The sequence below is a fragment of the Escherichia sp. 93.1518 genome, assembly GCF_013368915.2.
GTDB lineage: Bacteria > Pseudomonadota > Gammaproteobacteria > Enterobacterales > Enterobacteriaceae > Escherichia > Escherichia ruysiae.
The window spans coordinates 105,052-124,644 of record NZ_JABWMT020000001.1; the positions used below are offsets into that span (position 1 = coordinate 105,052).

General features: G+C 52.6%; 19 protein-coding genes and 1 pseudogene. 9 read left to right on the forward strand and 11 right to left on the reverse strand.

The features are described 5' to 3' along the window. The first annotated feature begins 60 nt into the window (after positions 1 to 60). Positions 61 to 681: a CDP-alcohol phosphatidyltransferase family protein gene (locus HEN21_RS00565; protein ID WP_010348804.1), complete on the forward strand. Its 621-nt coding sequence runs from the start codon at positions 61 to 63 to the stop codon at positions 679 to 681. Between the two features lie 8 nt (positions 682 to 689). Here HEN21_RS00565 and ynjE read toward each other — a convergent pair whose 3' ends face one another. From ynjE to xthA, 9 genes and pseudogenes are all read right to left on the reverse strand, one after another. Continuing rightward, positions 690 to 1,997, reverse strand: coding sequence for a thiosulfate sulfurtransferase YnjE (ynjE, locus tag HEN21_RS00570; RefSeq protein ID WP_010348802.1), 1,308 nt, complete (start codon positions 1,995 to 1,997; stop codon positions 690 to 692). A 66-nt stretch (positions 1,998 to 2,063) separates the two neighbouring features. Then, a complete protein-coding gene (locus HEN21_RS00575) occupies positions 2,064 to 2,717 on the reverse strand; it encodes an ATP-binding cassette domain-containing protein (protein ID WP_176252707.1) in 654 nt (217 codons plus the stop codon). Beyond that, on the reverse strand, positions 2,717 to 4,252 hold the full coding sequence (locus HEN21_RS00580) for an ABC transporter permease subunit (protein ID WP_176252706.1): 1,536 nt from the start codon (positions 4,250 to 4,252) through the stop codon (positions 2,717 to 2,719). Before HEN21_RS00580 ends, HEN21_RS00575 begins: the two co-directional genes overlap by 1 nt. Then, positions 4,225 to 5,391: an ABC transporter substrate-binding protein gene (locus tag HEN21_RS00585; protein WP_176252712.1), complete on the reverse strand. Its 1,167-nt coding sequence runs from the start codon at positions 5,389 to 5,391 to the stop codon at positions 4,225 to 4,227. The genes HEN21_RS00580 and HEN21_RS00585 overlap by 28 nt, the downstream gene beginning before the upstream one ends. Positions 5,392 to 5,400: 9 nt before the next feature. Further along, the gene (locus HEN21_RS00590) at positions 5,401 to 5,949 is read right to left on the reverse strand and encodes a carboxymuconolactone decarboxylase family protein (RefSeq protein ID WP_176252705.1); all 549 of its coding nucleotides are present in this window, start codon (positions 5,947 to 5,949) and stop codon (positions 5,401 to 5,403) included. Next, complete coding sequence (locus HEN21_RS00595) at positions 5,949 to 6,656, reverse strand: TVP38/TMEM64 family protein (protein ID WP_176252704.1); 708 nt, start codon at positions 6,654 to 6,656, stop codon at positions 5,949 to 5,951. Before HEN21_RS00595 ends, HEN21_RS00590 begins: the two co-directional genes overlap by 1 nt. Before the next feature lie 15 nt (positions 6,657 to 6,671). Further along, positions 6,672 to 7,353 (reverse strand): annotated as a pseudogene (gene ydjY, locus HEN21_RS00600) (lipoprotein YdjY). Positions 7,354 to 7,357: 4 nt separating this feature from the next. Continuing rightward, entirely contained in the window at positions 7,358 to 8,068 is a 711-nt protein-coding gene (locus tag HEN21_RS00605) for a TVP38/TMEM64 family protein (RefSeq protein ID WP_176252703.1), read from the reverse strand. Positions 8,069 to 8,234: 166 nt separating this feature from the next. Further along, positions 8,235 to 9,041 (reverse strand): exodeoxyribonuclease III, encoded by an 807-nt coding sequence (gene xthA, locus HEN21_RS00610; protein WP_000673948.1) that lies wholly within the window; start codon positions 9,039 to 9,041, stop codon positions 8,235 to 8,237. A gap of 444 nt (positions 9,042 to 9,485) precedes the next feature. On the opposite strand from xthA, the gene astC reads away from it, so the two are divergent. From astC to ves, 7 genes are all read left to right on the forward strand, one after another. Then, a complete protein-coding gene (gene astC / locus HEN21_RS00615; protein WP_176252702.1) occupies positions 9,486 to 10,706 on the forward strand; it encodes a succinylornithine/acetylornithine transaminase in 1,221 nt (406 codons plus the stop codon). Next, the gene (gene astA / locus HEN21_RS00620) at positions 10,703 to 11,737 is read left to right on the forward strand and encodes an arginine N-succinyltransferase (RefSeq protein ID WP_176252701.1); all 1,035 of its coding nucleotides are present in this window, start codon (positions 10,703 to 10,705) and stop codon (positions 11,735 to 11,737) included. Before astC ends, astA begins: the two co-directional genes overlap by 4 nt. Continuing rightward, positions 11,734 to 13,212 carry a succinylglutamate-semialdehyde dehydrogenase gene (gene astD / locus HEN21_RS00625; protein WP_176252700.1) on the forward strand — a complete coding sequence of 493 codons (1,479 nt, stop codon included), beginning with the start codon at positions 11,734 to 11,736 and terminating at the stop codon, positions 13,210 to 13,212. The genes astA and astD overlap by 4 nt, the downstream gene beginning before the upstream one ends. After that, complete coding sequence (astB, locus tag HEN21_RS00630; protein WP_105286864.1) at positions 13,209 to 14,552, forward strand: N-succinylarginine dihydrolase; 1,344 nt, start codon at positions 13,209 to 13,211, stop codon at positions 14,550 to 14,552. Before astD ends, astB begins: the two co-directional genes overlap by 4 nt. Continuing rightward, positions 14,545 to 15,513: a succinylglutamate desuccinylase gene (astE, locus tag HEN21_RS00635; RefSeq protein ID WP_176252699.1), complete on the forward strand. Its 969-nt coding sequence runs from the start codon at positions 14,545 to 14,547 to the stop codon at positions 15,511 to 15,513. The genes astB and astE overlap by 8 nt, the downstream gene beginning before the upstream one ends. Before the next feature lie 329 nt (positions 15,514 to 15,842). Further along, positions 15,843 to 16,328, forward strand: coding sequence for an ATP-independent periplasmic protein-refolding chaperone Spy (gene spy, locus HEN21_RS00640; RefSeq protein ID WP_001228965.1), 486 nt, complete (start codon positions 15,843 to 15,845; stop codon positions 16,326 to 16,328). A gap of 202 nt (positions 16,329 to 16,530) precedes the next feature. Continuing rightward, positions 16,531 to 17,106, forward strand: a complete 576-nt coding sequence (ves, locus tag HEN21_RS00645; protein WP_010345878.1) for an environmental stress-induced protein Ves — start codon at positions 16,531 to 16,533, stop codon at positions 17,104 to 17,106. On the opposite strand, the gene cho is transcribed toward ves, so the two are convergent. Together cho and nadE are read right to left on the reverse strand one after the other, a co-directional pair. Next, positions 17,066 to 17,953 (reverse strand): excinuclease Cho, encoded by an 888-nt coding sequence (gene cho, locus HEN21_RS00650; RefSeq protein ID WP_000252348.1) that lies wholly within the window; start codon positions 17,951 to 17,953, stop codon positions 17,066 to 17,068. The genes ves and cho overlap by 41 nt on opposite strands. 229 nt (positions 17,954 to 18,182) lie before the next feature. Next, on the reverse strand, positions 18,183 to 19,010 hold the full coding sequence (nadE, locus tag HEN21_RS00655) for an ammonia-dependent NAD(+) synthetase (RefSeq protein WP_176241148.1): 828 nt from the start codon (positions 19,008 to 19,010) through the stop codon (positions 18,183 to 18,185). Positions 19,011 to 19,210: 200 nt separating this feature from the next. Between nadE and osmE the strand changes: the two genes are divergently transcribed. Further along, positions 19,211 to 19,549, forward strand: a complete 339-nt coding sequence (osmE, locus tag HEN21_RS00660) for an osmotically-inducible lipoprotein OsmE (RefSeq protein ID WP_001039044.1) — start codon at positions 19,211 to 19,213, stop codon at positions 19,547 to 19,549. The last annotated feature ends 44 nt before the right edge of the window (positions 19,550 to 19,593 follow it).

Consider the following 19,593-nt stretch of genomic DNA (forward strand, 5'->3'; position numbering starts at 1 on the left):
AAATGCCATAATATCCGCACTGTTGCCCGATCAGAAGGGCTTTATATTTAAGGAGTGCCCGTGTTAGACCGCCATCTTCATCCGCGAATTAAACCGTTGTTGCATCAGTGCGTGCGGGTTCTTGATAGACCCGGTATAACGCCAGATGGTTTAACGTTAGTGGGGTTTGCCATTGGTGTGCTGGCATTGCCGTTTCTGGCGCTGGGATGGTATCTGGCGGCGCTGATTGCCATTTTGCTCAACAGGTTGCTTGATGGTCTGGACGGCGCGCTGGCGAGGCGCAGAGGGTTAACTGACGCAGGCGGTTTTCTTGATATTTCTCTCGATTTCCTCTTTTACGCGCTGGTGCCGTTCGGGTTTATTCTCGCCGCACCAGAACAAAACGCGCTGGCGGGAGGCTGGCTGTTGTTTGCGTTTATCGGCACGGGCAGCAGTTTTCTCGCGTTTGCTGCGCTGGCGGCGAAGCACCAGATTGATAACCCCGGCTATGCACATAAATCTTTTTACTATCTGGGGGGATTAACCGAAGGCAGCGAGACGATTTTGCTGTTTGTCCTGAGTTGCCTCTTTCCGGCCTATTTCTCGTGGTTTGCGTGGATTTTTGGCGCGCTGTGTTGGATGACGACATTTACGCGAGTGTGGAGTGGGTATCTGACGCTGAAGTCGCTTCAGCGTCAGTAATTGCCGTGTTATTTGCTACTGTCCGGGGCGCGTTCACCGGTTGCTACCGGATTTTTCGGATCGCTGCTCCATTCATACCAGCCGCCGTCGTAAACGGAGACATTCTTCCAGCCCATTGCGCGCGCATACATAAAGGTTTCTGAGGCGCGCCAGCCGGTGCCGCAATAGAACGAGACTTGTTGATCTGGTTTGATATTCCATGCTTTCCACATAGCGGTAATATCATCGGCGCTACGCATGGTGCCATCCGGGTTATGGAAATCTTCCATATGCGTCGAGTCGCTACCAGCGTGTCCCCAACGTGCTCCGGCTATTTCACCTTTTGGCTTGATGTAGCTGTAACCGCTGGTCGTACCGATAAATTCTGGCCACGAACGAATGCTTACCAGTGAAGCATCCTGACGATGCAGTAGTCCACGTGCCTGCTCCATATCGAGCATCAGTTGCGGTTGCGCCGGGATCTTCACGCCGAAGTCAGGTTCCGGTTTCACTTTCGGTGGCGTACCGCGCTCAACGGGCAGCCCCGCATCAGACCACGTTTGCCAGCCGCCATCCAGCAGGCGCACATCTTTCACGCCTGCGTACAGCATAATCTGTGCCACGCGCGCTGCGGCGTAAACGTCTCGCCCGTACAGAATGACCGTGGTGTCATGGCGAATGCCGTGCTTTGCCAGCATCGCTTTCAGTTGCTCATCAGAAACTTTGTTCCACAGCGGTTCGCTTTCAACTTCGTTGGTATCGATGTAGTCAGCGCCGGGAATATGGCTGATAAGGTAAAACTTTGGTGCGCCCCAGGCTGCTTCAATGACTTTCCAGTCACCGGCAGGTTTTGCCGTAACCTCTTTACCTTGTTGCAGGTCATGCAGCCATTGCGGGTAAACCAGTTGCTCAAAGTGCGGCAGTTTTTGCAGGCGGGAAGGTTCGCTTAGCGCGTCACTCAGGATGGAGATATGCGTAAAGCCTGCTTTTTGCAGACGCGTTTTGACGGCTTCGACGTCTTTGTCATTACCGTATAACGCCACAGGCACATCGGCTTTCAGGTTATGTTGCTTGATCCACTCGTTGAGCTGTTCGGCGCTCATTTTGTCGAGCCAGCTTGCAGAAAGGTTTAAGGCGGCAGGTTCATGACCGGAAGGGCCATTTAAAGTTTGTGGCCAGCCGTTATAAAACGCGCTGGGGCGAGTATCTATCGCTTTGCCATTTTGTTGTTGAAGCTGGTCAAAAGTAAGAGGCTTCGCCAGTTCAGCGGCCCACGAAGAAGCGCAAGCCAGCCCTAAAGCCATTGCCAGCGCGGTCATTTGAGAAACACGTTTCATCGAAAATCCCGACATTGTAGTTTTGAGTGCGCCATTCTGAACTGGCGCATGAGGAAAAACTTTGCGTTATCGCAGTTTGTTGTAATTTTCTGACCACTGCATCATATCCAGAACCAGGCCACCAGCGGGAACATCCTGTAAATCATGGGTTACCTGAACGACCGGGATCGCCAGGGCGCGAACTTCGCTAAACACCCACTGGCGAAAACTGTCGCGCAAAGCCACGTCAAGACGGCTGAATGGTTCATCGAGTAATAATGCTTTGGGTTGGGCGAGAAGGGCGCGTAGCAGAGCTACCCGTGCCCGCTGACCACCAGACAGAGTTGCCGGATCCTGATGGAAAGTATCACCAAGTCCCGCGCGCTCAAGCGCATCATTCACGGCATTGTGCCTTGCAACACCTTTGAGTGTCGCCGGTAGCGCCAGCAGTAAATTTTGCCCGACGCTGAACTGGTCAAATAACAGCGCATCCTGGAAAAGAATGCCAACCTGGCGCTGTGCAGTCGGCAGCATGTCGATCCGCTGCTCATTGAGCCATAGCTCACCTGTACAAGAAAACTGCCCGGACAGCGCGCCAATCATCCAGGAAAACAGCGTGGATTTACCACAGCCTGATGGCCCCATTAACGTGACAATGTCACCTTTGGTGGCCGTAAAGTTGACGTTCTTTAGTAAGCAAGTTCCTGGCAAACGTAGCGAAACATCTTTCACGCAGAGCATTAGCGGAGTCCTTGTCTGACATAACCTACCCATTTTGCAAGCAGGGCGGTCAGGGCAAAAATAATAAGCGGTAACAGCAGTTGCCATAAAGCCTGGGCGGCGAGGATACCGTTGCTGCCGCCGCTACTTAACGCCACCGCTTCTGTCGTCAGCGTCGGGAAACGTCCCGCACCGAGCCACAGCGTCGGCATATATTGCGCAATACTCACTGAAAATCCGACAGCGAACGCAATTAGCGCGGGGCGTAGCATAAGCGGGAATTTCACATAACAGAATATTTTGGCTTGTGACCAGCCCAGCGTTTGTGCAATCAAAATTAATCGCGAGTCGATGCGCCGCCAGGCGGGTTGCAGGATAAACAGCATCCACGGCATCACCCACAGCAGATGCCCCCAGATCACCGCCGTCCAGCTACCATCCAGGTTGAGCCATAACGCCAGCGTGTATTGACCTGCCACTAATGGCAGTGCCGGTAATAAAATGGGCATCCATAACCATAGCTGGCGACGCTTTGGCCCCCATTCCAGCCACAGCAGTAACAGGATCAACGCGATGAATGTCGCGACCAGAGCCATAGTCAGGCTATTGAGTAGCGCCTCAAGATTGATCGTCGATTGATCCGCGAGGATCGCCAGCAGAACCACACAGAGCACCCCCGTTAATGGTAATAACCTCGCCAGCGTATAGCCGGGCAGTAAAGCCGTGGCTGGTTTGCGAACGCCATCTTCGCGGGGAATGGTGTTCCTCCAGGCGCGCCATAACAGATAGCCCAGCAAAACACAGGTGGCGAGTAACGCCATCAGCAGCAGGCTGGCGAGCGCGCCTTTAATCTGTTGATCTGTATCGCCCTGAGTTAACCACTGCCAGCTAATTACTGCCAGAGTCGGTGGATTACCTGGCCCAAGGATAATTGCTACATCCACGACCGACAGCGTCCATGCGACAATCGCCAGCATCGCCATTGCCAGAGCAGGAGCGACGGAGGGCAACAGCAGCCAGTTCAGGCATTGCCAGCGGCTGTAGCCCAGTGAATCCATCACTATAACCTGCTGTAGCAGCCGTTTTTCACTTAGCACGGCTGACAAGATCCACAGCAGAAATGCGCTTTCTTTCACCGCCAGAGTGAAACCCAGCCCAATCCCCAATTTGTCCATTGGCGGAGTGAAATACGGGAAATAGTCGTAAAGCAGGCCGCCGTCAGCAAAGAGCAGAAGGGCGCTGGTGGCAAAAGCCACGTGGGGAATGGCGAGCAGCCACGGCAGACGGGCGCACAGATGCAGCCATTTTACGCCAGGCCACAGCGCGACAATCACCAGCAGGGCAATCAACAATGCCCCGACCGCCGCGATAGTCGTCGAAACCAGCGTCGCCAGTAATGCCTGTGGTAACTGCGGGTCGGCAAATAACGCCTGCCAGTGCGTCAGCGACAAGGCAGGCGCTATCAGCGTGAAAGCTGCCGGGATTAGCGGTGCGTAAATCACCGCCACCATCGCCCACAGCAGAAAGATTAATGCGTACCGTAACGGCGTAGCCATTCTTGTTCCAGCGCATTTACCCAGCCTGCATGTGGTTCCGCCAGTACCGGCGGCAGATTCTGCGGCATTCTTGATTGCAATGTTTCACGCTGCGTGTCAGGCAGTTTCTGTGGATCGAGAACCGAAGGATCGCCCCAGACAGCGGGATCCGCTTTACGCAGTTGCGCATCGGGTGAGAGCAGGAAGTTGGCGACAACCTTCGCCGCAGCACTGGCATTCGCATTGGCTGGAATGGTGACGAAATGCACGTTGCCAATCATCCCCTCGCTAAAGCCGAAGCTGTAACTGCTTGCTGGCAAATCACCGCTGGCTATTTTTTGTTGTGCATGAGCGGGGTTAAAGGTCAGTGACAGGCGCAATGTACCGGCTTTTAGCAGGGCATCCATTCGTGCAGGCGAAGGCGGAAAATCTTTTCCTTCGCGCCACAAATACGGATGCAGTGCATCAAGATATTGCCACAAGGGCGCAGTGATACGGGCGAAAGTCGCATCGTCCGGCGCTTCTTTTAATGCGGCGGGGTCTGGCGTCAGCATAATCAGCAACTGTTCCAGAAACGCCGTGCCTGTGAAGTCCGGTGGGCGCGGATAAGTCACCGTGCCGGGATTGGCTTTGGCAAACTCCAGTAACGCTTGCGGTGTTTGTGGTGGCTGTGGCGTAACATCGCGGCGGGCGATAAACGTCAGTTGTGCGCCACCCCACGGCGATTCCGCGCCTTCGGTCGGCACAGAAAAATCTTCCCGTACCGGTAGTTGCGTATCGACGTAACGCCAGTTGGGTAGAGCCTCCGCCCAGCCGGTTTGTAATAAATTGGCCTCTTTTAAGGTGCGGAAGTTTTCACCATTTACCCACAGAAGATCCACCGAACCGCCTGTTTTGCGCCCGGCAGCGGCCTCCGTCTGAATGCGTTTTACTGCGTCTGCGGCATCCGCCAGGCGGACAATCTTCAGGTTTATATCGTAATGGGTTTTCATCTCGCCGCTAACCCAGTCGAGATAGCGGTTAATTGCCATATCGCCGCCCCAGGCGTTAAACCAGACGGTTTGCCCTTTGGCGTCGTTTTTGATTTCCTGCCAGTCACTGGCATGTGTTGCCAAAGAAAACAGCGATAACAATCCCAGCAACCACACACAATGGCGCATCATCTCTCCTTAAGAACGTTTTTCAGGAAGTCGGCACAGCCCCTGAGCGGGAATGTCCATGGCAGAATTAAAACGGGCTGACAGATTTTGCAGGCCGATCAATGCTGTCAGCTCGGTGAGTGCCTGAGCATCAAAATGGGCAGCCAGTCGGGTACGCAGGACATCATCGACCGTTGGCGGCGTGACGCTCGCGGCTTCGGCGTATTCCAGCGCCAGCCGCTCCTCATCGCTGAACAGCGGGCTTTGCCGCCAGTCAGCTACCGCCAGCAGTTTGTCAGTGCTACCGGTACGCTCCGCGACTTTCATACTGGTGATATCCACACAAAACTCACACAGACACATTTGTGCAATGCGTGCGCTGACAAGCGATCGCACCACCGGATCGAGCGGTGAATGTTTGCGCTCCAGCCAGCCAACAAACATCGACACCAGATAAAAGATAAACGGAATTCGCCCCCACCAGCGAATTGGGCTTAGCACCTCGCCATAATGGCGACGATGCAGCCACGCCTGCGGACGTAAAATCAAAGGAATTTTGCTAAGCGGCGGTAAACCCATCAGGCATTCCTCTTCTGGCGTTCAAGCCATATTTTTTTCGCCATAAAAATCACCACGGTCAGGGCAAACAGGATAAACAGTCCGGTGACAAACCAGAATGTGCCGCCCGTTAACATGCTGCCCGCCCAGGAATAGACGATGGTTGCGGGTAGCTGACCAAGCCCGGTGGCGATAAAAAACGAGCGAAAACGTATTGAAGTCAATCCGGCAGCATAGCTGATAGGATCGAAAGGGACAAAAGGCAATAACCGACATACCAGGATGGTGTGTTTGCCGTAGCGGGTAAAAAAGCCGTCCATGCTGTTAAGCACGGTTTTACCGGTTAACTTTTCCACTACTTCGCGACCCATCACTCTGGCGATAAAAAAGCACAGCGCCGCACCCGCCATCGAACTGGTCCACGACAGCAAGCCGCCCCAGAATGCGCCAAACAGTGACGCATTGGCAAAGGTTATCAAAAACGCAGGCAGCGGCGCGGCAATGGCCTGTAAGATCATCAAGAAGAACGAGACCACAGCCGCCTGTGTGCCGTAAGACTGAATAAAGCGTTCTATACCCTGTTGATCCACGGCGGCAAACGCCACAACGCTGCGATTGATAAACTCATGGACGCCGGGAAGCAGCGCCCATGCCAGCAGCACAGCGAACAACAGGATGATGATGGTGGCACGATAGTACCAGATTTTACGCGATTGCATTTTCATCATCCTTTATCCTGGTTGTTATTCGGCGATTTTAAAGGTAACCGTTGCCAGCGTGTTATCTGCCGGGAGAACCGACGCATTACCTTTGAATTGCACTTCACCGCGTTTTTCCACGGCCCCATAAGTGTATGTCGCATTGCTGACGATACCGACCGGGCAGCTATCGAGACACACCAGGCAGCCAGTTTTCTTCTCTTCTGCCGCCGCTAAATTACCGCCAAAGCGCATGTCCAGTTTCTTGCCATTGCTATCGACAATCACCTCATCGAAGGAATACGCTTTTGCCGCCCCTTGCCAGTTGACCGAAATATCCAGTTTGCTGCCCGCCACATGGGTCGTTTCTTTATTATCCATCGTCATGTTTTCGCCCGGCGTGCCACCGGACTGTTTCAGGGCTTCATAAAATGCTTTCGGGGTCGCATAACCCATAAACAGCGATTTATGTCCGTTGGAGCCATCTTTAAACACAATGCCGTGGCGGGTATCGTCTGTCAGAAAACGACCATTAATTTGCACTAACATGGTGACCGTATGGTTATTGGCATCGACACGCAGTGGCTGGCTGGCTGGCGGAAAGCCCGTCGTATTCCACTTTTGCCACCGTATTTTCTTTTTGATCGCAGCCACTAAGCCCTGCGGTTGCCAGTAAACACAGTGCAGCCAGTCCTTTTTTCCATGACGCTGAATAATGTTGCAACATCGTTCTATCCTTCATTTTTGGGGTGAGTAAGTGGGCTGCGGCGTGAAGCAGACAGATCCACATGTTTGTGTCGGGCGTAGAGTCTGGCGAACTGAACGAGAATAAACAGCGCCAGTCCTGCCAGACAGAGTTTTAAAATAAAGCGCAGCGTAATGCCTTCACTGGCGAGATCGCTTGCCATTACGGTATAAATAACTATTCCGGGCAGAGTAGTTAATGCCGAAATAAGGGTATAAGGCCAGAAGGCGATGGCGGTTAATCCATAAGCATAATTTTGAATATTGTAAGGAAATAGCGGGATTAAGCGGGTCAAAATAAGAAAATCGATACCGTTACGCGTAATACCTTTTTCTATGGCCTGAAAAGTGTGGCTATGACCAACGTATTTCAGCAGTAAATCACGTCCCAGCCAGCGTGCCAAAAGGAAGGAGCATGACGAGGCCAGCGTGGCGGCAATTAATGAAAGAAACGTCCCTAAGAGCGGGCCAAAGACTATTCCTCCGGCGATCACCAGTATGCTACCCGGTAACAGAAAGAGAGTGGCGATGATGAATAACAGAATATAGAGGCTATAACTGAAAAATCCGCTCTGGAGAATAAGCGCCTGTAAGTGAGGTAAATCGGTGAGCAGATCGAATAAACCGAAAGCGTGGATAGCGTAAATGACCAGCGCAAAAATAAGACAGGCAAAAAGAAATTTACGCTCAGCGTTCATCGTGGAGTTTCCTATATCAAACTTGATAATAGAGAAGTGGTCAGACAACTAAAAACGCAGTGACGGTATAACAAAGGACGGCGGGCAACAAATCATTACTGACAGTTTGTTGATTTTTCTCAAGGTTAATTCTCCTGACCCAGAGTGAGCCAGGAGAACAGAGAAATTAGCGGCGGAAGGTCGCCCACACTGGGGCGTGATCGGACGGTTTTTCCATGCTGCGAATTTCATAGTCGATGCCGGTTTCTACGCAACATTCTGCCAGCGGCTGGCTGGCGAGAAGCAGGTCGATGCGCAGACCACGGTTATCGTCAAAACCTTTTGAGCGGTAATCAAACCACGAGAAACGATCTGCCGTTTCCGGGTTCGCATGGCGGAAAGTATCCACCAGACCCCAGCTAATCAGTCTCTCCATCCATTCGCGTTCTTCTGGCAGGAAAGAACATTTACCGGTACGCAGCCAGCGTTTGCGGTTCTCTTCGCCAATGCCGATATCGAGGTCTGTAGGGCTGATATTCATATCGCCCATAATCAGCACCGGATTCTCACGCTTGAGTTCGGTTTCCAGGTAGTTTTGCAGGTTCTGGTAAAACTGCGCTTTCGCCGGGAATTTAATCGGATGGTCGCGGCTTTCACCCTGCGGAAAGTAGCCGTTGATCACGGTGACATTGCCCAGCGGCGAGGGAATTTCCGCCATAATAATTCGTCGTTGAGCCTCTTCGCCGTCGCCGGGGAAGCCGCGACGCACAGCAATCGGCGTCTCTTTGGTCAGCAGCGCCACGCCATAATGGCCTTTCTGCCCGTGATAAAAGACGTTGTAGCCAAGCTTTGCTACTTGTTCGAGCGGAAACATATCATCATGAACTTTTGTCTCCTGCAAACCAATCACATCCGGTTGGTGCTTTTCGACGATGGCTTCAAGCTGGTGTGGTCTGGCGCGCAGACCGTTGATATTAAAAGAGACAAATTTCATAGTCGCTGCCATTTATTCAGATAAAGAGTGCGTGGATGTTAGCAGAAATTCGCCGTGCTTACTGCCTGTTGTTAAGTGATTTGATCGATGGTTGTTAATGATGCCAACGATGGCGCAAAAAATGCCCGTTTTTGGTGCAGTTGCGTCAGCATGGCGCAGTAATTTCCAGTAAATTTCGTCAACGATCACAATTCCAGAATTATATTTTACTTCTGCATAACATTTCGTTTTTTATTCTTTTTATTCATCAGTATCGCAAACGTATTCACTTTATATGCACTTCAGGTGCATGTCGCTGGGTTGTAACGCCTTGATTTCCAGTTAACTGCCGCCGTTTATGCACTTTTACTACTGGCTGGCACGAACCCTGCAATCTACATTTACAGCGTAAACGCTACTTATTATTAACATATAAATAACTATTTATTTACTGTAGGGGTCGCTATGTCTCAGCCAATTACGCGTGAAAATTTTGATGAATGGATGATACCTGTTTACGCTCCGGCACCGTTTATTCCGGTACGTGGCGAAGGTTCGCGCTTGTGGGATCAGCAGGGGAAAGAGTATATCGACTTCGCGGGTGGCATTGCAGTGAACGCACTGGGTCATGCGCATCCGGAACTGCGGGAGACGCTGAACGAGCAGGCGAGTAAGTTCTGGCATACCGGTAATGGTTACACCAACGAGCCGGTATTACGGCTGGCGAAAAAGCTCATTGACGCGACGTTTGCCGATCGCGTGTTCTTCTGTAACTCCGGCGCGGAAGCCAACGAAGCGGCGTTGAAACTGGCGCGCAAATACGCTCACGACCGCTACGGTAGCCATAAGAGCGGCATCGTGGCGTTTAAAAATGCTTTCCACGGGCGCACGCTGTTTACCGTTAGTGCCGGCGGGCAGCCAGCCTATTCACAGGATTTCGCGCCACTGCCGCCGGATATCCGCCATGCCGCGTATAACGATATTAATTCTGCCAGTGCGCTGATTGACGACTCCACCTGCGCGGTGATTGTCGAGCCAGTACAGGGCGAAGGCGGCGTGGTGCCAGCCAGTAAGGCATTTTTGCAGGGATTGCGTGAGTTATGCGATCGCCACAATGCATTGCTGATTTTCGATGAGGTACAAACCGGCGTCGGGCGTACCGGTGAACTTTATGCCTATATGCACTACGGGGTGACGCCCGATCTGCTGACCACCGCTAAAGCTCTGGGCGGAGGTTTCCCGGTCGGTGCGTTGTTGGCAACCGAAGAGTGCGGTCGGGTGATGACCGTTGGCACTCACGGCACCACCTATGGTGGTAATCCGCTGGCCTCGGCGGTGGCGGGTAAAGTGCTTGATCTCATCAACACGCCAGAGATGCTTAATGGTGTCAAACAGCGTCACGACTGGTTTGTTGAGCGTCTTAATATCATTAATCATCGCTGCGGTTTGTTCAGTGAAATTCGCGGATTAGGTCTGTTGATTGGCTGCGTGCTGAATGCGGATTACGCCGGACAAGCGAAACAGATCTCTCAGGAGGCGGCGAAAGCAGGCGTGATGGTGCTGATTGCGGGTGGCAACGTGGTGCGTTTTGCGCCGGCGCTCAACGTCAGCGAAGAAGAGGTGACGACCGGACTGGATCGCTTTGCCGCTACTTGCGAACGCTTTGTTAGCCGGGGTTCATCATGATGGTCATCCGTCCCGTTGAGCGCACCGATGTCGCAGCCTTAATGCAGCTTGCAGGTGAAACGGGCGGCGGCCTGACGTCGCTCCCTGCCAATGAAGCCACGCTTTCGGCGCGTATCGACAGATCCATTAAAACCTGGCAGGGCGAATTACCCGAAAGTGAGCAGGGCTATGTGTTCGTGCTGGAAGATAGCGAGACAGGCACCGTGGCGGGGATTTGTGCCATTGAGGTGGCAGTTGGGCTGAACGATCCCTGGTACAACTATCGCGTCGGCACGTTGGTTCACGCCTCAAAAGAGCTGAATGTCTATAACGCATTGCCGACGCTGTTTCTCAGTAACGATCACACCGGCAGCAGCGAGCTGTGCACGCTGTTTCTCGACCCGGACTGGCGCAAAGAGGGCAACGGCTATTTGCTGTCGAAATCGCGCTTTATGTTTATGGCGGCTTTTCGCGACAAGTTTAATGACAAAGTGGTCGCCGAAATGCGCGGGGTGATTGACGAACACGGCTATTCACCGTTCTGGCAAAGCCTCGGTAAACGCTTCTTTTCGATGGATTTTAGCCGCGCCGATTTTCTCTGCGGCACCGGGCAAAAGGCATTTATTGCGGAACTGATGCCGAAACATCCGATCTATACCCACTTTTTATCCCAGGAAGCCCAGGACGTCATCGGCCAGGTACATCCGCAAACCGCGCCTGCCCGCGCAGTGCTGGAGAAAGAAGGTTTTCGCTACCGTAACTATATCGACATCTTTGACGGCGGGCCGACGCTTGAGTGTGACATCGACCGCGTGCGCGCCATCCGTAAAAGTCGGCTGGTGGAAGTGGCAGAAGGGCAGCCTGCGCAGGGCGATTTCCCGGCCTGCCTGGTCGCCAATGAAAATTATCACCATTTCCGCGTGGTGCTGGTGCGTACCGATCCGGCAACCGAGCGTTTGATTTTAACCGCCGCACAACTGGATGCCCTGAAATGCCACGCAGGGGATCGCGTTCGTCTGGTGCGCCTGTGCGCAGAGGAGAAAACAGCATGACTTTATGGATCAACGGTGACTGGGTAACGGGCCAGGGCGCATTGCGTGTGAAGCGTAATCCGGTATCGGGCGAGGTGTTATGGCAGGGCAATGATGCCGATGCCGCTCAGGTAGAGCAGGCTTGTCGGGCAGCCCGTGCGGCGTTTCCGCGCTGGGCGCGGCTCTCCTTTGGCGATCGTCAGGTAAGAGTTGAACGCTTTGCCGGACTGCTGGAAAGCAATAAAGCCGAATTAACTGCGATTATTGCCAGAGAAACGGGTAAGCCGCGCTGGGAAGCGGCAACCGAAGTGACGGCGATGATCAATAAAATCGCGATATCAATCAAGGCGTATCACGTGCGCACGGGCGAGCAGCGCAGCGAAATGCCAGATGGGGCGGCGAGCTTGCGCCATCGCCCACACGGCGTACTGGCAGTATTTGGGCCGTATAATTTCCCTGGTCATTTGCCGAACGGACATATCGTTCCGGCATTGCTGGCAGGTAACACAATTATCTTTAAACCCAGCGAACTGACACCGTGGAGTGGCGAAGCGGTAATGCGTTTATGGCAGCAGGCTGGGTTGCCGCCAGGTGTGCTGAATCTGGTGCAGGGGGGGCGCGAAACGGGTCAGGCGCTGAGTGCGCTGGAAGATCTCGACGGTTTACTGTTTACCGGCAGCGCCAACACGGGCTATCAGTTGCATCGTCAGCTCTCCGGTCAGCCGGAAAAAATCCTCGCCCTCGAAATGGGCGGCAATAACCCGCTGATTATTGATGACGTGGCGGATATCGACGCCGCTGTCCACCTGACTATTCAGTCAGCATTTGTCACTGCCGGGCAACGCTGCACTTGCGCCCGCCGTTTAATGCTTAAACGCGGGGCGCAGGGCGATGCGTTCCTTGCTCGCCTGGTTGCCGTCAGCCAGCGGTTAACGCCGGGTAACTGGGATGACGAACCACAGCCGTTTATTGGCGGACTGATTTCTGAACAGGCCGCGCAGCAGGTTGTTACCGCCTGGCAGGAACTGGAAGCGATGGGCGGGCGAACCCTGCTTGCGCCACGTTTGCTGCGCGCAGGAACATCATTGCTGACGCCGGGGATCATTGAAATGTCAGGCGTTGTCGGCGTGCCGGATGAAGAAGTGTTTGGGCCGCTATTGCGCATCTGGCGTTATGACACCTTTGATGAGGCGATTAAGATGGCGAATAACACTCGCTTTGGCCTCTCTTGCGGGCTGGTGTCACCGGAGCGGGAAAAGTTCGATCGACTGTTACTGGAAGCACGTGCGGGGATCGTCAACTGGAACAAACCGCTTACCGGCGCTGCCAGTACTGCACCATTCGGCGGCGTTGGCGCTTCCGGCAACCATCGCCCCAGCGCCTGGTATGCCGCAGATTATTGTGCCTGGCCGATGGCTAGCCTGGAGTCAGACACGTTAACGTTGCCTGCGACGCTTAACCCCGGTCTGGATTTCTCCGATGAGGTGGTGCCATGAACGCCCGGGAAGTGAATTTCGACGGGTTGGTGGGGCTGACACATCATTACGCGGGCCTGTCGTTTGGTAATGAAGCCTCTACCCGTCACCGTTTTCAGGTCTCTAATCCGCGACTGGCGGCAAAACAGGGTTTACTGAAAATGAAAGCCCTTGCTGATGCGGGATTCCCCCAGGCGGTGATCCCTCCGCACGAGCGACCGTTTATCCCGGTTTTGCGTCAACTGGGATTCAACGGCAGCGATGAACACGTGCTGGAAAAGGTTGCCCGTCAGGCTCCGCACTGGCTTTCCAGCGTCAGTTCCGCTTCGCCAATGTGGGTAGCGAATGCAGCTACGGTAGCGCCATCCGCTGATACGCTGGATGGCAAAGTGCATCTGACCGTCGCCAACCTGAACAATAAATTTCACCGTTCGCTGGAAGCGCCCGTCACCGAATCGCTGTTAAAAGCGATTTTTAACGATGAAGAGAAGTTCACCGTTCATTCTGCTTTGCCGCAGGTGGCGATGCTGGGGGATGAGGGGGCGGCAAACCACAATCGGCTCGGTGGTAACTATGGCGATCCCGGTATTCAGCTTTTTGTGTACGGGCGAGAAGAGGGCAATGGCACGCGACCTTCCCGTTATCCGGCGCGGCAAACCCGTGAAGCCAGTGAGGCGGTCGCCAGGTTGAATCAGGTGAATCCACAGCAGGTGGTTTTTGCCCAGCAAAACCCGGACGTTATCGACCAGGGTGTTTTTCATAATGATGTCATTGCGGTGAGTAACCGCCAGGTGCTGTTTTGCCATCAGCAGGCGTTCGCCCGCCAGGCGCAATTACTGGCAAACCTGCGCGCGCGGGTGAACGGTTTTATGGCGATAGAAGTTCCGGCGGCACAGGTTTCCGTAGCGGATGCTGTCTCGACTTATCTGTTTAACAGCCAGTTACTGAGCCGTGATGATGGTTCGATGGTGTTGGTGCTGCCGCAGGAGTGTCGGGAACACGCTGGGGTATGGCGTTATCTCAATGAATTGCTTGCTGCCGATAACCCGATAAGCGAACTGAAAGTTTTTGATTTGCGCGAAAGCATGGCAAACGGCGGCGGCCCTGCGTGCCTGCGGTTACGCGTGGTGCTGACGGCAGAAGAATATCAGGCGGTAAATCCGGCAGTGATGATGAACGATACCTTGTTTAATACGCTCAATGGCTGGGTGGATCGCTACTATCGCGATCGTCTTACTGCCGCCGATCTTGCTGACCCGCAATTGCTGCGTGAAGGAAGGGAAGCTCTGGATGCACTGACTCGTTTACTGAATCTCGGTTCGGTTTACCCGTTTCAGCGGGAGGGAGGGGGTAATGGATAATTTTCTTGCCCTGACTTTAACGGGCAAAAAGCCAGCCATAACAGAGCGGGAAAACAACGGTGTCCGCTGGCGCTGGCTGGGCGACGGGCTGCTGGAACTGACGCCGTTAACGCCACCGCAGGGTGCGCTGGTGATTTCTGTGGGAATACACGGTAATGAAACCGCGCCGGTAGAAATGCTCGATGCTTTGCTTGGCGCGATTCTCCACGGCGAGATCCCTCTACGCTGGCGGCTGCTGGCGATCCTTGGAAATCCCCCGGCGCTGAAGCAAGGGGCACGTTATTGCCATAGCGATATGAATCGAATGTTTGGCGGACGCTGGCAGCGATTTGCCGAAAGCGGCGAAACGTGCCGTGCGCGCGAACTGGAACAGTGTCTGGAAGATTTTTATGAACAGGGTAAAGAGTCTGTTCGCTGGCACCTTGATCTGCATACCGCGATTCGTGGTTCGTATCACCCACGGTTTGGTGTTTTACCGCAACGTAATATTCCCTGGGATGAAAACTTTCTGACATGGCTGGGTGCGGCAGGGCTGGAGGCATTGGTGTTTCACCAGGCGCCGGGGGGCACGTTTACCCATTGTAGTGCCGAACATTTCGGTGCACTGGCGTGTACGCTGGAACTTGGTAAAGCATTGCCATTTGGCAAAAACGATCTTCGCCAGCTTTCACCCACCGCCAGCGCGATTGCTGCGCTGTTATCTGGCGTGAGTGTCGGTACTGAGAGAACGTCGCCGCTACGCTATCGGGTCGTTTCGCAAATTACCCGCCACTCATCGTCCTTCGAACTGCATATGGCAAGCGAGACGCTGAACTTCACGCCGTTTAAGAAAGGAACGTTGTTGGCGCAGGATGGTGAGGAACATTTTACTGTGACTCATGATGTTGAGTATGTGTTATTCCCTAATCCATTGGTGGCGACGGGATTACGTGCGGGATTAATGCTGGAAAAAATAACCTAATACTTGCCCGCAGAAATCATTCTGCGGGTATTTACTGGCTTTTTAATGAAATAATGCGGATTAATCCTGGTTATTTGCTTTATTTATCACCAGTCATCAGGTATAGTTCTTCATAATTTCTGTAAAATCAGTGTGTTGTAATATTTCATCATCACTCTCCATCAAATTTTCTTTTTTTCTCCATAATTGGCGCAAAAGTGTTTTTTACACTTTCATTGTTTTACCGTTGCTCTGATTAATTGACGCTAAAGTCAGTAAAGTTAATCTCGTCAACACGGCACGTTACTTAAGAAAGCCGTAATAAATAACTGAAAGGAAGGATATAGAATATGCGTAAATTAACTGCACTGTTTGTTGCCTCTACCCTGGCTTTTGGCGCGGCTAACCTGGCCCATGCCGCCGATACCACTACCGCAGCACCGGCTGACGCGAAGCCGATGATGCACCATAAAGGTAAATTCGGTCCGCATCACGACATGATGTTTAAAGACCTGAACCTGACCGACGCGCAGAAACAGCAGATTCGCGAAATAATGAAAGGCCAGCGTGACCAGATGAAACGCCCGCCGCTGGAAGAACGCCGCGCAATGCATGACATTATTGCCAGCGATACCTTCGACAAAGCGAAAGCTGAAGCGCAGATCGCAAAAATGGAAGAACAGCGCAAAGCTAACATGCTGGCGCACCTGGAAACCCAGAACAAGATTTACAACATCCTGACGCCGGAGCAGAAAAAGCAATTTAATGCTAATTTTGAGAAGCGTCTGACAGAACGCCCTGCGGCAAAAGGTAAAATGCCTGCAACTGCTGAATAAAATTTCAGCCTGACAACTTAAGACCGCCGGTCTTGTCCACTACCTTGCAGCAATGCGGTGGACAGGATCGGCGGTTTTCTTTTCTGTTCTACAACTTTTGCAAAAAAAACCTAATCACCACTAAGGTAAATCACCCGAGTTGCCGATAACAATCCATGGTTGCCTGAACGATAACAATGAAAAGAGTATGCCGGGAGCGAGTATGGAATACTTTGATATGCGTAAAATGTCGGTGAACCTGTGGCGAAACGCTGCCGGTGAAACTCGGGAAATCTGTAGCTTTCCTCCGGCAAAACGTGATTTTTACTGGCGTGCCAGCATTGCTTCCATTGCGGCAAATGGTGAGTTTTCGTTGTTTCCGGGAATGGAAAGGAGCGTGACGCTGCTGGAAGGCGGTGAGATGCTCCTTGAAAGCACTAACCGTTTTAGCCATACCTTAAAGCCGCTACAGCCTTTTGCTTTCGCGGCGGATCAGGTGGTAAAAGCGAAACTGACTGAAGGTCAGATGTCAATGGATTTTAACATTATGACGCGCCTTGATGCCTGTAAAGCGAAAGTCAGAATTGCCGATCGCACGTTCACCACTTTTGGCTCACGCGGTGGGGTGGTGTTTGTGATTAGCGGAGCGTGGCAACTGGGCGACAAGCTGTTGACTACCGACCAGGGCGCGTGCTGGTACGATGGCAGGCACACCCTGCGGCTTTTGCAACCGCAAGGCAAACTGCTGTTCAGTGAAATTAACTGGCTGGCAGGCTATTCACCGGATCAAGTTCAGTGATTTCATAGTTGCCGGAAAGCAGCGGTTTACAGAGGATTTTATAACCGTCGTGATCAAACCCGGCGGGTGTACGGATTAACGTTGCAGCTTCTTCTAACGAATTAACCGCGCCCAGCCACAGCCAGTTATGAATAATATGATATTGGGTCATTTCCGGATGCTGTTCTTTCAGCGCCACCGCACCTCGCCACGGCCAACAAACAACCCGCAAACGCTCCAGAGACTGGCGCAAACGTAGCGCATGAGCGTCATGGCTCTCTTTACCGCAGCACGCCCCGGCGCAACGTTTTAGCGCCGAACGAAAACAAGCGCGCCCGCGACTTAACGGTTCCAGCCCGAGCAGGCCATAACAAAGTTTTTGTTCATCGGCGATGGTCTGTAATGCTTGTAAAGCCGCACGACGGTTGGCAAACAGGCCGAATAAGTTTGCTGCGGTAGAAAAATCCACGTCTTTGGCATACACCACATCGACACGCTTTTCATTCAGTTGCAGGGCACAGAGCTGGCGATTACGGCGCAAGCGTTTATTAAACAGTGGCTGTTGTTCTTTAATTAATCGCGCTTCAAGGAGTAGAGCGCCGATTTCACCTGCGGTGCAGATCCAACTAATTCGCCTTGATTGCCGCAGCATGGCGGCTTCATCCTGAGTGCGTAAATGAGAAAGCACCCGGCTGCGGATATTAACGCTTTTGCCAATATAGAGCGGCATGGTGTCACTTTCGCCATGAAACAGATAGACCCCTGGTCGGGTGGGTAAGTCATTAAGGAATGAACGTAAATGTTCGGGATATTCGTAGATTGCCGCCGCTTCAAATTCTGGCCGCAGGGAAGTTAAACGCCGTACCACTGTTGACTCCAAATACTGGTTATCTATCCAGTTTAACAGGCGGAGAACGATTAAAAAAGAGGCGGGTCGATGACAAAAGTAACACCGCCTGATGCGCTACGCTTATCAGGCCTACTCGACTCCTGCAATGTACTGAATTTGCAAAGTTTTGTAGGCCGAATAAGGCGTTCACGCCGCATCTGGCATGAACAAAGCACTCTTTTTTGCACAAGCCATTATGTGCAAATGATTACTTTTTCCAGAAATCATCGAAAACCGTAATTGGCGGACGGCGTTTATGTTCGGTTTTCAGATACCAGTTTTCTATTGTTCTGGCGACCTGTTCGGGTACGGTTTTCCCTTCCAGATAGTCATCGATATTGTCATAGCTCACGCCGAGCGCCACCTCATCTGGCAGGGAAGGGCGGTCATCTTCCAGGTCGGCTGTTGGCGCCTTCTTATAGAGATGTTCCGGGCAACCTAATGCCGCCAGTAACTGTTTGCCCTGACGCTTGTTCAGACGGTATAGCGGATTAATATCAGTACCACCGTCACCGTATTTAGTGAAGAATCCGGTAATGGCTTCTGCCGCATGATCGGTGCCAACCACGACACCGTTGGTCATGCCTGCAATGCTGTATTGCGCTTTCATCCGCTCACGCGCTTTTTCATTGCCGCGAACGAAATCACTTAATTCAATACCCGCCTCGCGCAGCGCCTGTTCGCTGGCCAATACCGCGCCCTTGATATTCACGGTTAATACGCGATCCGGTTGAATAAAAGCAATGGCGTCCTGACAATCCTGTTCATCAGCCTGAACACCGTAGGGCAGGCGCACGGCAATGAATTGCAGTGCCTCGTTGCCCGTTTCCTGACGAAGCTCGTTAATTGCCATTTGACACAGTTTCCCGGCAAGAGTGGAGTCCTGACCACCACTAATACCAAGTACGAGTGATTTAATGAACGGATAGGTTTGCAGATAGCTTTTCAGAAAATCGATGCTGCGGCGAATTTCCTCTTCGGCATTAATCTGCGGTTTTGCGCCCAGCGCCTTTATTATTTGTTGTTGCAATGTCATTGAACCCCTCCAGACAGAAAAATAAAACTTCCTTAAAGCTAACCCGTTGCTACTGAAACGACAAGCGACAGCAGGTTGAATGGCGGTTAAAACGTCATACAGGAATCCTCTGAAAGCGGAGCCGTTTCGTTCACAAGCTTGAAAAAGCCCCCGATGTGTTCCAGGCTTATCTAACACGCTGATAAACAAGAGGACGGAATATGAACAAGAATATGGCAGGAATTCTGAGTGCAGCGGCGGTATTAACCATGCTGGCAGGTTGTACGGCGTATGATCGTACCAAAGACCAGTTTGTACAGCCTGTGGTGAAAGACGTCAAAAAAGGCATGAGCCGGGCGCAGGTTGCACAAATTGCGGGTAAACCTTCGTCTGAAGTGAGCATGATCCATGCTCGTGGTACTTGCCAGACCTATATCCTGGGTCAACGTGATGGTAAAGCAGAAACCTATTTTGTCGCGTTAGATGATACCGGACATGTCATCAACTCCGGCTATCAGACCTGTGCCGAATACGACACCGATCCACAAGCGGCGAAGTAATTTCTTCGCCTGAAAGCTTGAGTTACAACGGAAACCGGCCATTG

What these genes read in the sequence shown, in the direction of transcription:
- ynjE (WP_010348802.1), bottom strand. Translation starts at nt 1,997, where the DNA reads ATGAAACGTGTTTCTCAAATGACCGCGCTGGCAATGGCTTTAGGGCTG.
- HEN21_RS00575 (WP_176252707.1), bottom strand. Translation starts at nt 2,717, where the DNA reads ATGCTCTGCGTGAAAGATGTTTCGCTACGTTTGCCAGGAACTTGCTTA.
- HEN21_RS00580 (WP_176252706.1), bottom strand. Translation starts at nt 4,252, where the DNA reads ATGGCTACGCCGTTACGGTACGCATTAATCTTTCTGCTGTGGGCGATG.
- HEN21_RS00585 (WP_176252712.1), bottom strand. Translation starts at nt 5,391, where the DNA reads ATGCGCCATTGTGTGTGGTTGCTGGGATTGTTATCGCTGTTTTCTTTG.
- HEN21_RS00590 (WP_176252705.1), bottom strand. Translation starts at nt 5,949, where the DNA reads ATGGGTTTACCGCCGCTTAGCAAAATTCCTTTGATTTTACGTCCGCAG.
- HEN21_RS00595 (WP_176252704.1), bottom strand. Translation starts at nt 6,656, where the DNA reads ATGATGAAAATGCAATCGCGTAAAATCTGGTACTATCGTGCCACCATC.
- HEN21_RS00605 (WP_176252703.1), bottom strand. Translation starts at nt 8,068, where the DNA reads ATGAACGCTGAGCGTAAATTTCTTTTTGCCTGTCTTATTTTTGCGCTG.
- xthA (WP_000673948.1), bottom strand. Translation starts at nt 9,041, where the DNA reads ATGAAATTTGTCTCTTTTAATATCAACGGTCTGCGCGCCAGACCACAC.
- astC (WP_176252702.1), top strand. Translation starts at nt 9,486, where the DNA reads ATGTCTCAGCCAATTACGCGTGAAAATTTTGATGAATGGATGATACCT.
- astA (WP_176252701.1), top strand. Translation starts at nt 10,703, where the DNA reads ATGATGGTCATCCGTCCCGTTGAGCGCACCGATGTCGCAGCCTTAATG.
- astD (WP_176252700.1), top strand. Translation starts at nt 11,734, where the DNA reads ATGACTTTATGGATCAACGGTGACTGGGTAACGGGCCAGGGCGCATTG.
- astB (WP_105286864.1), top strand. Translation starts at nt 13,209, where the DNA reads ATGAACGCCCGGGAAGTGAATTTCGACGGGTTGGTGGGGCTGACACAT.
- astE (WP_176252699.1), top strand. Translation starts at nt 14,545, where the DNA reads ATGGATAATTTTCTTGCCCTGACTTTAACGGGCAAAAAGCCAGCCATA.
- spy (WP_001228965.1), top strand. Translation starts at nt 15,843, where the DNA reads ATGCGTAAATTAACTGCACTGTTTGTTGCCTCTACCCTGGCTTTTGGC.
- ves (WP_010345878.1), top strand. Translation starts at nt 16,531, where the DNA reads ATGGAATACTTTGATATGCGTAAAATGTCGGTGAACCTGTGGCGAAAC.
- nadE (WP_176241148.1), bottom strand. Translation starts at nt 19,010, where the DNA reads ATGACATTGCAACAACAAATAATAAAGGCGCTGGGCGCAAAACCGCAG.
- osmE (WP_001039044.1), top strand. Translation starts at nt 19,211, where the DNA reads ATGAACAAGAATATGGCAGGAATTCTGAGTGCAGCGGCGGTATTAACC.